At 47.6% G+C, this 15,892-nt stretch carries 14 protein-coding genes; 5 read left to right on the top strand and 9 right to left on the bottom strand.

Going from position 1 to position 15,892, the window contains the following annotated elements; translation table 11 throughout:
• Together BTA35_RS14155 and BTA35_RS14150 are read left to right on the top strand one after the other, a co-directional pair.
• Window positions 1–1,218: a GGDEF/EAL domain-containing response regulator gene (locus tag BTA35_RS14155; protein WP_078320471.1), complete on the top strand. Its 1,218-nt coding sequence runs from the start codon at window positions 1–3 to the stop codon at window positions 1,216–1,218.
• Window positions 1,219–1,310: 92 nt separating this feature from the next.
• Window positions 1,311–2,279: a response regulator transcription factor gene (locus BTA35_RS14150; RefSeq protein WP_161489879.1), complete on the top strand. Its 969-nt coding sequence runs from the start codon at window positions 1,311–1,313 to the stop codon at window positions 2,277–2,279.
• Between the two features lie 237 nt (window positions 2,280–2,516).
• On the opposite strand, the gene tcdA is transcribed toward BTA35_RS14150, so the two are convergent.
• Genes tcdA through BTA35_RS14135 form a run of 3 tightly spaced genes read right to left on the bottom strand, consistent with a single transcriptional unit; the run spans window position 2,517 to window position 5,745 of the window.
• Window positions 2,517–3,317 carry a tRNA cyclic N6-threonylcarbamoyladenosine(37) synthase TcdA gene (tcdA, locus tag BTA35_RS14145; protein WP_078320469.1) on the bottom strand — a complete coding sequence of 267 codons (801 nt, stop codon included), beginning with the start codon at window positions 3,315–3,317 and terminating at the stop codon, window positions 2,517–2,519.
• Between the two features lie 54 nt (window positions 3,318–3,371).
• The gene (locus BTA35_RS14140; protein WP_078320468.1) at window positions 3,372–4,166 is read right to left on the bottom strand and encodes a tRNA pseudouridine(65) synthase TruC; all 795 of its coding nucleotides are present in this window, start codon (window positions 4,164–4,166) and stop codon (window positions 3,372–3,374) included.
• Between the two features lie 22 nt (window positions 4,167–4,188).
• Complete coding sequence (locus BTA35_RS14135; protein ID WP_078320467.1) at window positions 4,189–5,745, bottom strand: SulP family inorganic anion transporter; 1,557 nt, start codon at window positions 5,743–5,745, stop codon at window positions 4,189–4,191.
• A 269-nt stretch (window positions 5,746–6,014) separates the two neighbouring features.
• Between BTA35_RS14135 and BTA35_RS14130 the strand changes: the two genes are divergently transcribed.
• Window positions 6,015–7,643, top strand: a complete 1,629-nt coding sequence (locus BTA35_RS14130) for a methyl-accepting chemotaxis protein (RefSeq protein ID WP_160055313.1) — start codon at window positions 6,015–6,017, stop codon at window positions 7,641–7,643.
• 97 nt (window positions 7,644–7,740) lie between these two features.
• Here BTA35_RS14130 and BTA35_RS14125 read toward each other — a convergent pair whose 3' ends face one another.
• The gene (locus BTA35_RS14125; protein WP_160055310.1) at window positions 7,741–8,250 is read right to left on the bottom strand and encodes a GNAT family N-acetyltransferase; all 510 of its coding nucleotides are present in this window, start codon (window positions 8,248–8,250) and stop codon (window positions 7,741–7,743) included.
• Window positions 8,251–8,449: 199 nt separating this feature from the next.
• The gene (locus BTA35_RS14120; protein ID WP_078320464.1) at window positions 8,450–9,163 is read right to left on the bottom strand and encodes a TIGR01621 family pseudouridine synthase; all 714 of its coding nucleotides are present in this window, start codon (window positions 9,161–9,163) and stop codon (window positions 8,450–8,452) included.
• Between the two features lie 230 nt (window positions 9,164–9,393).
• On the opposite strand from BTA35_RS14120, the gene BTA35_RS14115 reads away from it, so the two are divergent.
• Window positions 9,394–9,654 carry a hypothetical protein gene (locus BTA35_RS14115; RefSeq protein ID WP_078320463.1) on the top strand — a complete coding sequence of 87 codons (261 nt, stop codon included), beginning with the start codon at window positions 9,394–9,396 and terminating at the stop codon, window positions 9,652–9,654.
• Between the two features lie 176 nt (window positions 9,655–9,830).
• Entirely contained in the window at window positions 9,831–10,331 is a 501-nt protein-coding gene (locus BTA35_RS14110; RefSeq protein WP_078320462.1) for a YbaN family protein, read from the top strand.
• 161 nt (window positions 10,332–10,492) lie between these two features.
• Here BTA35_RS14110 and BTA35_RS14105 read toward each other — a convergent pair whose 3' ends face one another.
• The 4 genes from BTA35_RS14105 to BTA35_RS14090 form a co-directional block, all read right to left on the bottom strand.
• The gene (locus BTA35_RS14105) at window positions 10,493–12,307 is read right to left on the bottom strand and encodes a methyl-accepting chemotaxis protein (RefSeq protein ID WP_078320461.1); all 1,815 of its coding nucleotides are present in this window, start codon (window positions 12,305–12,307) and stop codon (window positions 10,493–10,495) included.
• Between the two features lie 418 nt (window positions 12,308–12,725).
• Window positions 12,726–14,642 carry a molecular chaperone HtpG gene (gene htpG / locus BTA35_RS14100; protein ID WP_078320460.1) on the bottom strand — a complete coding sequence of 639 codons (1,917 nt, stop codon included), beginning with the start codon at window positions 14,640–14,642 and terminating at the stop codon, window positions 12,726–12,728.
• 262 nt (window positions 14,643–14,904) lie between these two features.
• Entirely contained in the window at window positions 14,905–15,357 is a 453-nt protein-coding gene (locus BTA35_RS14095) for a PaaI family thioesterase (RefSeq protein ID WP_202931272.1), read from the bottom strand.
• Window positions 15,354–15,863 carry a PaaI family thioesterase gene (locus BTA35_RS14090; RefSeq protein ID WP_078320459.1) on the bottom strand — a complete coding sequence of 170 codons (510 nt, stop codon included), beginning with the start codon at window positions 15,861–15,863 and terminating at the stop codon, window positions 15,354–15,356. The genes BTA35_RS14095 and BTA35_RS14090 overlap by 4 nt, the downstream gene beginning before the upstream one ends.
• Window positions 15,864–15,892: the final 29 nt, after the last annotated feature.

Below are 15,892 nucleotides of genomic sequence, written 5' to 3'. Positions count from 1 at the left end.
ATGAGTGATTTCTCGACCGAGCCAACAAAGCGATTACTCGTTATTGATGACGAGAGGGAGATCTGTGGACTTGTGGCAGAAATTGCTGAAATGCAAGGTTTCTCCTGTGAGCAATGCAGCGTGCTTAGCAGCTTGGATGAGCTCACATTATGCCCCATGCCGGATATCTTAGTACTGGATCTATCCATGCCTGATGTTGATGGTATTGAAGTGATCAACCATCTGGGTAGCCTACCGGTGAAACCTCAGCTCATTCTGATGACAGGCTTTGAACGCTCTGTTCTGGATGGAGCTCATAAACTGGCAGACCGACTCCATGTACCTGTTCTGGGCCAACTGAATAAACCTATCAGTCTTAATACGCTGACAGAGTTATTAAAACAACCTTTTATTAAGCAGAACCAGGGGCAAACCTTACCCTCGTCGTCCACTATTGCAGCCTTAAAGTTTAACCCCGAAGACATCCAAACAGGGCTACAGCAGAACGAATTCATTGCGTACTATCAACCGCAAATCAACCTTAAAACCGGTGAGCTACATGGTGCCGAAGCGTTAGTACGCTGGCATCACCCAAACGGACTCATCATGCCCGATGACTTTCTGCCATTGATCGAAAGCAATCAGCAAATTCTTCTGCTCACTGAAAGTGTTATTGAACAGGCACTCAAACAGATGACGATATGGCTGGAGTCCGGGCTTCCTCCACTACAAATATCCATAAACCTGTCCGCAGCCTATCTGTACGAATTGGACCTTCCCGCACTTATGACCCGCCTGTTAAAACGATACCAGGCCCCTGCAGATATGATCACATTTGAGATCACTGAACGCATCGGCCTGAGCGACCACAATCAGGCTGTTTCCGATACTCTGACCCGGCTACGTCTTAAAAGCTTTTCTCTGTCTATTGATGATTTTGGAACGGGCTACTCATCCTTATCACAACTTAATCAGCTACCTTTTAACGAGATCAAAATAGATAAAAGCTTCGTATTTCACATGCTGAGCAGCCCTATATCAAAGGCTATTGTTGAATCCTCAGTCACACTGTCACATCAGCTCGGAGTTCGCTGCGTTGCTGAAGGTATTGAAACAGAAGAAATGAAACAGGCCCTCTGCAAAATGGGTTGCCATATCGGGCAAGGCTATCTGTACAGTAAAGCTCTGCCACCGGATGAGTTCCTGAATTGGACAGAAAACTATATCAGCGAAAATTAAACGGACCATATCCGGGGACAGGCTGCCCGGCTATCTGAAAGTATCAAAGTAAATGCATGCAGCCCTCACCCGTGAAAGATAGGGAACTAGGAATGAATGACCTGACGTTACTGATTGTTGATGACGATGAAATGCACTGCGAGATGGTCAGCGATATGCTGGAAGGTGAATATAAGGTTCACACAGCTACAACCAGTGAAGATACCGAAGCGCTGTTTGAAGAGCACAAACCGGACCTTATTTTACTCGACATCAACATGCCAGGTAAAAATGGGATTGACCTATGCCGTGAGCTGAAAAAGAATGACCATGAGTTTTCTGTAATTTTTGTTTCCGGCCATAACTCCCTGGAAGAACGCCTGAAGGCCTACGACGCTGGCGGCGATGACTTCGTGCCTAAACCGTTTGAAATGAAAGAGTTGTTCGCCAAAGTTCATGCTGTCGGCCAGTATCAGCTGGGAAAAAGAAGCCTTAAAGATCAGGAAGCCTTTTCACGAACGATGGCATTCCAGTCGATGGCAGAAGCCTCCCAGTACGGTTACGTACTTCAGTTCTTCAAAAACAGTATGCAGGCGGACTCCCTTGCAGACGTCGCCAAACATTTCTTTGAGATGATGGGGAACCTGAACCTGGTTACCAGCCTGCAGTTCCACGGTAAAGAGATTCACTCTTTTGATCAACTCAATGGTGAATGCAGCCCCATTGAACTCAATATTTTTGAACTGCTTCGTGGCGTGGGCCGCCTATATGACTTTGATAACCGGACTATTTTAAACGACAGTCATGTTTCCTTTCTGATTAAAAACATGCCGGTTGATGATGAAGTGAATTACGGCCGTTTAAGGGATGTTACCGCTGTCATTATCGAGGGGCTGGAAGCAAAATATCTCGATCTGGAGCGTGAAAACGCATTAAAAGGCCTTCTCAGCCAAATTCAGACCATTATTGATAGGCTAAACACCGAAATTAGTAGCCATGAAGGCAAAATGGCTAGCCAGATCAATAATATTTTACTGGAAATCAGAGGGAGTTTTCATGAACTTGACCTGACACTGGAGTAGGAAGAGTATTTCTCCAAAGTTATTGAAAAAGGCCTTCATGATATAGATACAGACCAGAACAGTCTGGCAGGCGTTCAAAATGCTTTAAAGGTTCTGGCAGCACAGATCCTACATACCGTTAATTGATAGCCCTGCCTTATTACGCAAAAGCCACAAGTCTCGTTGCTCCCCGAGCTCCCTCGTGGCTTTTATTTCTTTTAATACCTTAGATTATGAGCAGGCAAGCGTTTGGTATTTCTACTCACTGGTTTCCCGTTGCGCTCTGGCTGCAATTTTCTTCAGAATTCGCGATACAGCAACAAAGGCAAAGGTCCCCGTTACAACGGTCACAGCCCCGAAACCACTTCGACAATCCAGTCGGACAGATCCACCATTATCCGGTTTCTGGTGACATACCTCACCATCACCGGACGGATAAACCAACTGCTCAGTTGAGTAAACAGCCTCAACCGAAAAACGTCGCTTCAGATTGGAAGGGAAACCATACTGGCGACGTAGTTGATTTCGGGTTTTCGCCAACAAAGGGTCCTGCTCTGTTTTACTCAAATCCGCAATCTGAATCTGCAGAGGATCGGTTTGTCCTCCCGCGCCACCGATAGTGATCAAAGGGATCTTATTACGGCGGCAGTACGCGATCATTGCACATTTATGCTTGACCGAATCAATCGCATCCAGCACATAATCAAACTCCTTCAGCATCAGTTCAGCAACATTATTCTCAGTTACAAATGCTGATATTGCATTTATTTTGCAGGCTGGGTTAATCGCTTGAATCCGCTCAGCCATGGCATCAACCTTCTGCCGCCCGATTTCACCATCCATCGCATGAATCTGCCGATTGATGTTAGATGTACAGATATCGTCCAGATCGATCAGAGTAATCTGCCCAATACCACTTCGGGCAAGAGCTTCAGCCCCCCACGACCCGACGCCACCGATACCTACAACCGCTACATGGGCATCTGCAAAGGCCTTTGCTGCCACAGCCCCATACAGACGGGAAATACCACCAAAGCGAAAACCATAATCATCATTCATCAGCGCAACTCTATGTTCTTTTTAATCCGTCGTTAACAGAACCCCAAGCGGGTACTAACCGTATTGTTGCACCCAGTGTTCCCAACCCAGACGTAACATTATCTGCCGCATAGAGGCGTCTAAAGGTGCTGAAATCACGAGAGGATTTCCGGAAACAGGGTGATTAAAACGGATTGATATCGCCGCCAGGAGTAAGCGGTCACTCTGGAGATACTCTTTAAAATACCGGTTATAACGCCCGCGGCCATGCTTTGCATCACCTATTATAGGATGATTAATATGCTTCAAATGCCGTCGAATCTGATGTCGACGCCCGGTCTCCGGCTTAACCTCGACCAGAGAGAACCGGCTTTGAGGATAACGTTCAATACAAACATCCAACTCCGCGGTCGCCAGGCAGCGGTACCGACTGAAAGCGGGTTGCGGATCGCTTTTTTCCTTAGACCCGCTTGCACGCTTGTCAGGCTCTTCTGTCAGGGCGTGGTCAATATCTCCGGACTCTGGCGCAAAGCCACGCACAACGGCAAGGTAGGTTTTATCCATCTGATGAGCCATCATCTGCTCACCCAGTCTTCGGGCAATGTCTGAGCTTAAGGCGAAAATGAGTACACCTGAAGTTGGTTTATCCAACCGGTGTACCGGATATACTTTGCAACCAATCTGATCCCTAAGCATCTGGACGGCAAACCGGGTTTCGTGGCGGTCGATAGGACTCCGGTGAACCAGTAAACCCGATGGTTTATGGATAGCCACAAGGTATTCATCCTGATACAAAATGGGCAGGATCTCATCCTGCCCGTTTTGGCTAAGGGAGCCGGACGCCCCCGATAAAGCATGTTCCTGAGTCATTAGCATTCACAGGCCAAAGAGATTATGCCAGTTTGTCGCTGGCAACATGATATGTCGGATCTTCAATCACATTAACCTCAACCAAATCACCTGCTTTCTGCAGCAATTCACGGCACTCGCCACTGAGGTGGCGCAGGTGAAGTGTTTTACCCGCAGCAATATATTTCTCTGCCAGTGTATCAATGGCCTCCAGCGCCGAGTGATCACTTACACGTGAATTTCGGAAATCCAGCACCACATCCTGAGGATCATTCTTAGGGTCAAACTGCTCACGGAAGTTATTGATTGACGCAAAGAACAGAGGGCCTGTCAGCTCGTAAACTCTGTGATTATCATCCTCTTCAATAACACGTACCTGAATATGTTTAGCATGCTGCCAGGCAAAAATAAGTGCTGAAACAATCACACCCACAATCACTGCAATCGCAAGATCTGTTACCACGGTAACCCCGGATACCAGCACGATAATAAAGGCATCAGACTTAGGAATCTTACCCATCATGCGTAAGCTCGCCCATTCGAAGGTGCCTATCACCACCATAAACATCACACCAACCAGAGCCGCTACCGGAATCATCTCAATCAGTGAGGAGGCAAACAGGATAAACAACAACAGAAAAACTGCAGCGGTAATACCAGACAGGCGTCCACGGCCACCGGAGTTAATATTGATCATGCTCTGACCAATCATCGCACACCCCCCCATACCGCCGAAGAAGCCGGTCAGTACATTTGCAGCGCCCTGACCGACACACTCCTTGTTACCCCGCCCCCGGGTTTCGGTCATTTCATCGATCAGACTTAATGTCAGCAACGATTCAATTAAGCCAACCGCAGCCAGAATCAGAGAGTAAGGAAGGATAATCCAGAGTGTTTCCAGTGACATAGGCACCATAGGGATATGGAACTCAGGAAAACCACCTGCAATAGAAGCCAGTGGATCATTGGTCATATCCGCCAGAACATTCTGCACAGAGCGCGCATCCAGCCCCATAAACATCACGATCAGTGTCACCGTCACAATAGCCGCCAGTGACGAAGGAATCGCCTTTGTTAACTTGGGCAAAAAGTGAATAATGGCCATCGTCAGAAGAATAAGTCCTGCCATAATCATCATAGGCTCACCGGACATCCAGGTCATATCACCACTTTCGTCTTTAACCTTAAACTGCCCAAGCTGGGCCAGAAAGATCACAATGGCCAGACCATTAACAAAGCCGAGCATCACTGGGTGCGGCACCATCCGGATAAACTTACCCAGCCGGAAGACGCCTGCTAACACCTGAAAGATTCCCATCAGTACAACCGCAGCAAACAGGTATTCGACACCGTGCTGAGCGACTAAGGAAACCATCACAACGGCCAGAGCACCCGTTGCCCCGGAGATCATCCCCGGACGACCACCGATACAGGCTGTCACCAGACCAACCATAAAGGCAGCATAAAGACCGACCAAAGGCTCCACACCAGCGACAAAAGCAAATGCAACTGCCTCCGGCACCAGAGCTAGAGCAACCGTTAAACCGGACAAAACATCATTTTTCATTTGAGCAGGCGTCAAATAGCGCGTGGAGTCCATGTATACCTCAGACTGTTGCAGTGTTGATGGGCCAGAAAAAGAAAGGGGGCGGAATTTTACAGCAAGCCACCGGGCAGTGCAAAGCACAGTTTGCATCAAGATAAGAAACCATGACCGTATACAAACGATTACTTTATGCTTCACACCTCTGGGTTGATAATACAAGCAGTGCCCGATTTAAAACAGCACCCGAAGTCTGAATCACTGCCGCTAAAAACAAATAACAAAGGCTTTTGCATGGAATGTACATTGATAGTTAAGGACTTATGATGAGAAATTTAGGCCTGTTCGGCAAAATGGTAATTCCTATTATCACCCTGATCGCTGTTATCGTGCTCATTCTCGTATTATTCATCCCCAAACAGATGAGCGAAACCATCATTGCCGGGGTTACAGAAAGCTCCCGCTCGACAGCAGATCAGTTTAAAACTCTCAGGAAATATTACACTGAAAACGTTGCCAACAAAGCGATGGCATCAAAAGATCTGACCCTTGACAGCAACTACAAAGGCCACAGTGACAGGATCCCTCCACCTGAGAACATGCTTAACGACCTAAGCGATCTGATGAGAAATACAGGCCTGACACTTAAACTCTACAGCCATCATTCTCTTCCCGGCCGGACCAGCCATCAACTCAATCGCTTTGAACAGGAAACCTGGGAGAAGCTGAGGCAAGACCCTGATGCCACTATTGTTGAAAGAATAGAGGAAAATGGCCGCACCCTGATCCGGGTTTCTGTCTCCGATCACCTGGCCGGTGATGTTCATGGCGTACTGGAGATCACAACCGATATTACCGACTCACTTGCGGCAGGCTTTCAATCCAGCCTTAAAACTACTGGCTTCATGGTTTCTTTGTTACTGGTAGTACTCATGGCATTCTGGCTGGTTTATCGCAATGTCATCCAGAGCAGGGTGGACCACATTAATGAAGCCATGGATGAGATTGCCCGTGGCGATGGTGACCTGACAGCCCGCCTGGATGAAAGTGGTAACGATGAGATCACTGAACTCTCCTGTGCTTTTAATCGCTTTACCAGTCGTATTCGGGAGATGGTTCAGCAAGTGGCAGATACCAGTCATAGCCTGGACAGCACCTCAGAAACAATGAATCAGATTGCAAACGAAAATGACCACAGACTGAATCGCCAGACCCAGGAAACAAACCGGGCAGCAACCGCCATTAACGAAATGGTGGCAACGGTGGCTGATGTGGCAAAAAACACGGCTGAAGCTGCCCTGGCGGCACAAACAGCCAGCCAGGTGACTGAAGACGGGTACAAAGTTGTTGACGGAACGCGACATGACATCAGAGGTCTTTCAGACAACATCAACAATGCCATGTCTGCAATCCGTAAACTGGAAGCACAGTCTGAGAATATCACAGGCATGATCAACGTGATTCAGGCGATTGCCGAACAAACGAACCTTCTGGCGCTCAATGCAGCAATTGAAGCAGCCCGAGCCGGTGAACAGGGAAGAGGGTTTGCCGTTGTCGCCGACGAAGTTCGTAATCTGGCAGGCCGTACCCGGGAAGCAACTGAGGAGATTCAACAGATTATCTCTGCCTTGCAGGAAGACACGGGCAATGCTGCAGACCTGATGCAGAAAAGCTGTGAACAAGCAGAGCAAACTGTCCAGCAAGCAGAAGCTGCCAATGATGCCTTGAGCGCAATATCAGACACCGTCGACCAGATCACCACAATGAATGATCAGATCGCCAACTCCAGTGAAAAGCAGAGTGCTGTCGCCCATGAAATTGAAAGCAGCATTATAGCAATTAATACGATGTCAGATGAATCCACTCATACTTCAGAACAGACTACTGAGAATAGTGTCCGACTGACACAACTTGCGCAGCAGCTCAATGCGCTGGTGGCGCGCTTCAGGTATTAAAAACATACGACTGCATCACCGGCGGCCACCCAGAGAAGGGCTTCACTCAGAGCCCTTCCAGTCGTCCGGCAACGCAGCCTGGATTATTTCATCCTCATTAAACAAAGAGACTCATCCGGATCAGATCAAAACGCTGATCACCAAAAGCAAGAGCTTTTGGCTCTCGCCCGGTCTCCTTAAACCCTACTTTACGGTATAAGCGGATAGCAGCTACGGCGGTTTCACTCACCTCAAGTACCAGAGATTCCAGCTGTGGATTTCTCCGTGCAGAGTCCATAAGGTGATTCATCAGTGCCATTGCAATTTTTTGCCCACGATATTCGGGTAAAACACACAAACTGGTTACAATACCGCTATGTTGCCTCACCGGCCCCAAGTTAGGCTCCAGTCCGATCATACCCACCAGATACCCGGCACAGAAGCCACCCCACAATGCCGCGCTCGTCGATCGATTGAAGCGATCCAGCAAAGAGTGAATCTGAGCTGCACTCATCGACTCCTCCTCATCTAACAGAACACTGAAACTGGTAGGATCTGTGCTAATAGACCGAATACGAAGGTAATGAAAAGCCCTGGCATCCCGGGGGGTGAGCTCCCGAATGGTCAAAGGTGAAAACTGTGATACACGAACCTTATCTGCCGAGAATGGTTCAGAGGTTTCCAATCTGCTGATAATGTCAAAAATCCTTCCGCTTTATCACCTGCGCAACAAGTTAATCACACCCGCAACGTTCAAATTCATTTTCTTCAGTTGTGATCAGCCCTGAGCCCGTTAACTAAACCTGACATCTTCCTTTATGTTCAATTCAGACCAGCCCTTTAGTTTTAGGCCATGTTAAGCCATCAGGCTCAGACCAAACATCTCTTAAACGACTAAAATCATCCGTGGTAAAGTGCTCTCCCTTATGCGGCCAGGCACTATAATGATGTAACTCACCCTGCCATTTAAAGTGCAGCTGATAAGCATGAAGATAAGTCTGTTTCTCCGTCGATGCCAGCACCGCATCATCATAAAGAGCGTCTCCGCATATCGGAGCACCAATACTCTTAAGAGCAACCCTGAGTTGATGGGTTTTTCCTGTGCGAGGCTTCAGCAGGAAGGCTCTGTACCCTGGTTTCAACGAGCAGGAAAAAAACTGAGTAACGGCAGGGTTCTGTTTACTGCTTGTCAGCTTCCAGCTCCCTCTTCGGGAGCGGGCCATATCACCAATAATCCAACCCTGTTTCTTGGCTGGCTTTCGCGCAGACACCGCCAGATAGTATTTATTTACCTTCCTTTCGCGAAACAGCTCTGCTAACTCAGCACATGTGGCAGCATCTTTTGCCAGAATCATGAGACCGGAAGTAACCTTATCCAACCGATGGACCAGATAAAGTTTCATGCCCCCTAAGGCCTCGGAAACTTTTTCTGTAATGCCGGCTTCCTGTCCATCACGATGTACATCAACACCAGGTGATTTGTTAATCACCACAAAAGCCTTATTTTGTGCGATCAGTGTAAAATCATGGGGCTCGTTCATGGCATTATCATGCTCTTCAGTGTACTCCTCGTTCAGAGCACTCCTGGTTCAGAGTACTCAGCTGTTTGGTCAAAAAAAGCTCTCTGATTATAAAACGAATTCAGCCCGAAAGATCTGCCTTGCGCAGAAAGTTACGATCATTTTGCCTTGAACTCAGGTGGTATAAATTACGATAATTAACACATGTCTTACCGTATATAAATTCAGCAGCCAGAAGGGACGGAGTATTTATGCCTTTTGTAACACCAAGTAAAAGCACAACCTTTATTGTCAGTGCAGCACTTTCTCTGATTCTACTACCTATATCAGCTCAGGCCAGCTGCTCACTAAAACAGACAGCTTGCGAAGCAAGCTGTAAAGTGCGTTACTTTGATGATAGTTTTGGAAAAATGGGCTGTATGACTAAATGCACTGCAGAGCGAGCCGCCTGTTCCACAAAAGAAGGGGCATCAGAGGCCGTAGAAAAAACCAAAGACCTGATTGACGATTAAGTCATACATAAAAGGCCGTCCTAAGACAGGCTGGCATCAAAACCATAGTAAACAAGCCTTTCGATATGATGCGGAAGGGTTAACGGGCATCAGATAATCCATTAATCTTTTCATTAAAATATTAAATGTGGCCTATCTTTATACCCACCTTCCCTTGATATCCAGAGGAGAATCCTATGGATAAGTTCAGAAAACCCCTATTTATAGCTGCAGGTTTTTTTGCACTTATTCTGGGTGCTATCGGTGTTGTCCTGCCACTTCTGCCCACAACACCTTTTGTGATTCTGGCCGCGCTCTTTTTTTCGAAAGGCTCGCACAAAATTCACCACTGGTTACTGAAGCAAAAGATCTTTGGTTCAATGATACAAAGCTGGGAGGCAGACCGGGTTATCCCAATCAGGGCAAAACTGCTGTCGACCACAATGATGCTAACCATGGTGAGCTACCCTCTGCTTTTTCGCCCTTTTGCTTTATGGCTGAAGGTTCTCGTTGTTTTCATCGTTTTTTATGCGCTCTGGTATGTCTGGCAACACCGCTCAGAACCAGTGGATACCTCGATAGAACAGAGCTGGAAAAAACTGTCTGGAAAGACTACAACGCCGGATACTCACCAACGGCAGGCAAGCATCAAACAAAAAAACAGTTATTCCGCAGACACCCAGTCTCTTTTCGGATAGAAAAAAAACCGACTCCCATAAATGGCAGCCGGCTTGCAGTCCAGTAAACGTACAGCAGAACTACTGCTGATTTTGTACCCTACAGGCTATAATTTAAAACGCTTAACCTGATCATGAAGGCTTTCTGCAAGAGCATTCAGCTCCGATGCACGGGCTCGGGACTAATCAGATTCATCCGAAAGCTGAGCGGCAATATCACGAATTCTCAGGGTGTTCTCAGAAATACTGTGGTTAACCTGAGTTTGCTCCTCTGTGGCTGCAGCAGTTTGAGTCGACATATCACTGATACCGGCAATTGCCTCTGTAATACTCAGTAGTTTCTCATAGGCATTATGAGCCTCTTCGACAGTATCTTCCGCTTGCTGCCGGCTTACTGACATCAGATCTACCGCTTCTCCAGATGCCTTCTGCAAACTGACAATCATCTGCTGAATCTCTTCTGTAGACTGGTGAGTACGCTGAGACAAAACACGTACCTCATCGGCAACCACAGCAAAGCCGCGCCCCTGTTCACCCGCACGGGCAGCCTCAATCGCCGCATTCAGTGCCAATAGATTAGTTTGCTCAGCAACCCCCTGAATAGTCGAAAGTATCGAGCTAATACCCTGAGAGTGCTCACTTAAACGGTCAATAACAACACCGGCATCCTGAACCTGTCCTGACAGTCCCTGAATGGCTTCCCGTGTATTTGAAACGACCAACTGACCGTCACGGCTATTATCTGCACACGCCTGAGCAGCAGCAGCCGTATTTTCAGCATTACCGGCAATCTCCTGGGTAGCCGTTGCCATCTCTTCAACCGCAGCCGCAACCATAGACACTTCTGACATCTGAGTTTGCACATCATCACTGGTGCGCTTAGCAACTTTAGCGCTCTCTTCAGCAGTATGACGCAGATCTTTAGACAGAACAGAAATGTCCTGAATGATCCTATGCATCGAATTAACAAAATGATTAAAGTGCTCCGCCAGTGAGCCAATCTCATCTTTAGTATCGACGGTCAGACGTTTGGTCAGATCACCTTCACCCTGGGCAATTTCTTCAAGTGCGGTACCAATTGCATGCAATGGCTTCATGACACGCCCCACCATCCACATACTGACCACTCCAGCGGCAATAATCAGAATCAGGGATACCAGACTGTTAGCCGCAAGCAAATCAGACAAGGGGGCCATCACATGACCTGTCTCCAGCGCGATGCCAACATAGAATCGGGAGTCACCCACACGCTTGAAGCGCATCATATGATCAACGCCCTTGATAGGCAGGATCTCCATCCGGTTATTTCCTGCTAGTCGGTCGACCAACCCTTTGTTTAACTCCGGCCCAACATCACTTAAAGGTTTCATCCTAAAAATATCATTAGGATGGGCAATAACTGTACCCGTCTCATCCACCAGCATCACAAAGCCATGCGGCCCCATATCGATTGACTCAACGGTATTCAGTACCTCACCCAAACCCAGATCAGCCGCAACAACGCCCAAAAACTGGCCATTGACCTGAGCTGGGGTTGCTACCGATATAATCAACTCACCAGAGTTGGCATCTTTATACGGAGCTGTAAAAATTGTTTTACCGGCATTTGCTGCAGTCTGATACCAAGGTCGCCCGGTTGGGTCAAAGCCTTTTTTATCAAGGCTTTTCTGAATTTCCACATCAGAAAAGAAGGCCCGACCATCTGATCCACCAAAGTAGAAAACATCATAATGGCCTGACTTTGCAGCCTGCTGAAGAAAGGGTAAAACGTTATCTTGTCCGGCAGATAGTGACGCAAAAGCTTCTGCCACACTGGCCTTCTGTTTCATCCAGCCCTGGATAGTAACACTGAGATCACTCACAACACGCTGAGTATCCGTACTCACTGACTTAATAAGCTCAGTCTTAAGGTCTTTGTAGCTGATAAACGTCAGTGTCACCGTAATTAAAAGTACTGGCAGCAACACAACTGCAAGCACTTTGTTTTTCAACGTCATGGAAATCCTCCGAGGGATATTCTTATCATTATCAAGAGTCTGGCAGATACTAAAGGGGTACTGCAGTGAAGAAGTTATAACTCACACCCTGAAAGCTATAAACTTACGCCTAAAGTCTAAACCATAAAATAATAACAATACAGACTGAACACCTAAAATTTATATTAAGCTCAGTACCATGAGACAAAAAAAACCATTCATGCGGGATAAAAATAAAACAAAAATAAAAAAACCAGATTAATCCACTACTCTAAAACAACAATAAAATACTGAGAGTGCCGGAGAAGAGAGCTATGGGCTAAATACCCGGTTATCACAGAGGAAGCCCGACCTCTGCTTTTTTCAGATAAAAAAAAGGCGATCCTAAGATCGCCTTTTTACTACCGGTTTAGACCAAGCTATGGTTTAAGCCCGATGCTTAGCCAGCCAGTTCAAGTAGCAAACGGTTCAGACGCTGTACGTATGTCGCCGCATCTTTCAACTGACGCCCCTCAGCCAGCATCGCCTGATCCAGAATAATACGCGCCAGTTCACCAAAGCGCTCTTCATCCTGCTCCTGATCCAGCTTCAGGATCAGGGGGTGTGTCGGGTTTAGTTCCAGAACCGGCTTCGACTCAGGAATCTCCTGACCAGCTGCCGCCATAATCTGACGCATCTGCTCACCCATCTCGCCATCATTCAACACGACACACGCCGGAGAATCGGTCAGACGGTGGGTCACACGTACATCTTCAACCTGCTCTTTCAGCAGCTCTTTGGTACGCTCAACCATGCCTTCAACTTTCTCTGCAGCTTCTTCCTGAGCTTTTTTGTCTTCTTCAGACTCCGTATCCCCCAGATCCAGCTCACCTTTGGCGACATCCTGGAACGACTTACCATCGAACTCGGTCAGGTGGCTCATCAGCCACTCGTCGATACGATCAGTCATCAGCAGCACTTCGATACCTTTCTTACGGAAGATCTCCAGGTGCGGGCTGTTTTTCGCAGTGTTGTAGTTCTCGGCAGTGACATAGTAAATCTTGTCCTGACCCTCCTTCATGCGCTCAACATAATCTGCCAAAGCAACATTCTGGGTCTCATCACTGCTGTTGGTTGAGGTGAAACGCAACAGCTTGGCGATCTTCTCTTTGTTGGAGAAGTCTTCGCCCGGGCCTTCTTTCAGGACGCTACCGAACTCGTTCCAGAAGGTCTGGTATTTTTCGGTATCGTTCTTGGCCAGCTTAGTCAGCATATCCAGCACACGCTTGGTCAGCGCGCTCTTCATGGACGTAATATTCGGGTCCTGCTGCAGAATCTCACGGGAAACGTTCAGGGACAGATCATTAGAATCCACCACACCCTTGATAAAGCGCAGGTATAGCGGCAGGAACTGTTCCGCATCATCCATAATAAACACGCGCTGCACGTACAGCTTCAGACCACGGGACGCTTCACGATGGTACAGGTCAAACGGTGCTTTGCCTGGCAGGTACAGGAGGCTGGTGTATTCCAGCTTTCCTTCCACCTTGTTATGGGACCACGTCAGCGGATCGGCGAAATCATGGGAAACATGCTTGTAGAACTCTTTGTACTCATCATCGTTAACGTCGGTACGGGAGCGGGTCCATAGCGCCTGAGCTTCGTTAACGGCTTCAAATTCCGGTGCTTTATCTGTCGCTTCTTCACCTTCTTTTGGCTCTTCAAAAGACTGCTTTTCCATCAATACCGGCACCGCGATATGATCGGAGTATTTACGGATCAGGTTGCGCAGACGGAAATCTTCAGAGAACTCTTTCTCATCCGCTTTCAGCTTCAGAGTGATGGCGGTGCCACGCTCTGCTTTTTCAACAGCCTCAATCGTAAACTCACCATCGCCTTTAGATACCCAGCGAACACCCTCTCCAGCAGGACTACCTGCTTTGCGGGTCACCACTTCCACTTCTTCTGCCACGATAAATGATGAGTAAAAACCCACACCAAACTGACCGATAAGTTGGGAGTCTTTCTTCTGATCGCCTGTTAGCTGGCTTAAAAATTCAGAAGTGCCTGACTTAGCAATCGTACCCAGGTGATCAATCACATCCTGGCGATTCATACCGATACCGGAATCACTGATCGTCACCGTGTTGTTTTCCGGATCTGCAGTGATCTTGACCTGCAGTTCAGACTGCCCCTCGTATAAAGCATCATTTTCTAACGCTTTATAACGTAGCTTGTCGCAGGCATCGGACGCATTGGAAATCAGTTCGCGCAGGAAAATCTCTTTGTTTGAATACAAAGAGTGAATCATAAGGTGCAGAAGCTGCTTTACTTCTGTTTGAAAACCAAGGGTTTCTTTCTGTGCTTCAACAGACATTGAATCAGATCTCCATGGGCTGAACGGTTAAGAACAACGGCATTTAGGTTTACTACAGGTCGGAAAGCACATAAACATTGTGCCATGCCCACCTGCGATAGTTATCTGACAATGAATATGGGAACAACCCGATATATTTCAAGGGCAATAAAAAAAATTTAAGTGGTTGTTTTTAGGGTAAATCTTACGTTGCCGGTTCATAACCACCTCCATCCCAGTCTGAAAAAAGGCCAAGCTTGTTTTAAACCCTCAACCGGCCCGGTTACTTATCATGCATCAGAAAATTAACCCGGGCCGTAGCAATCGGGGTTTCACGATCTTTCTGCCATGCATTGACCTGAACATTAGCAATTCGCTGCCCCTGCCGACTCAGAATGCAGGTAGCGTAGGTAGGTTTCATTTTGCCGGAACGCAGGTAATCGATTGTAAAATCGATAACTTTAGGCACCTGATCCACATTCAGGCTCACCATAAGATTAAGCGTAGCTGCCGTTTCCATAAAGCCAGCAATCACACCACCGTGGAGCGCTGGCAACAGAGGGTTACCCGTGTTGCTTTCCAGGGGTTCCATACAAAACAGAATTTCATCACCCAGGGTTTGAGCCGTAAGTCCGATAAATCCGGCATAAGGGATCTGTTCAAGCAGCGTCTCCCAATGCCCGGAGCGTTGTGTTTCGCTGACCAGCTGAGCCATGCTATCCGAATAGGTCATCATTCCTCCCCTTCGTTATTCGGGCTAAACAAAGCCTCATCCATTTCAACTGGGGTTTTACCAGCTCCCAGTCGCATAAAATTAGCCACCGCACGGGATACAGGCCGCCCCTTCTCCTGATATACCACCCCCTCCGTGAAGACAATCCGGGGCGTAACCTGCACGATACTGGCTCTGCAATAGAGTGCTTTACCCGCTACAGCAGGGCGAAGATGGTCGATTCTCAGGTCTAAAGTGGGACACATTTCGAAACGAGGCAAAGCACAAACGGCAACAGAGCCACAGGCCGTGTCTAAAAGCGTAGCAATCACACCGCCGTGAATCAGCTGCTTGCGTGAATTGCCAATGTGGCATTCGGCAAAAGGAAGCGAAAAGAGGACGTGCTCGTGATCAGCAGACTCAACCCGCATGCCAAGTGCCTGACACTGTGGCAATACGGCAATAAACCTCTTCACTCCCATAAGATACCGGTCCGCTGAAAAGCGTATTACGGGTTCAGACTTTTGCAACGTAAGCTCCTTAATTTCTAGTTATTGTT

The organism is Oceanospirillum linum (genome assembly GCF_001995095.2).
In the GTDB taxonomy this organism is placed as follows: domain Bacteria; phylum Pseudomonadota; class Gammaproteobacteria; order Pseudomonadales; family Halomonadaceae; genus Oceanospirillum; species Oceanospirillum linum.
The sequence above is the reverse complement of the archived record's forward strand: the minus strand, read 5'-3'. Positions and strand labels throughout refer to the sequence as shown.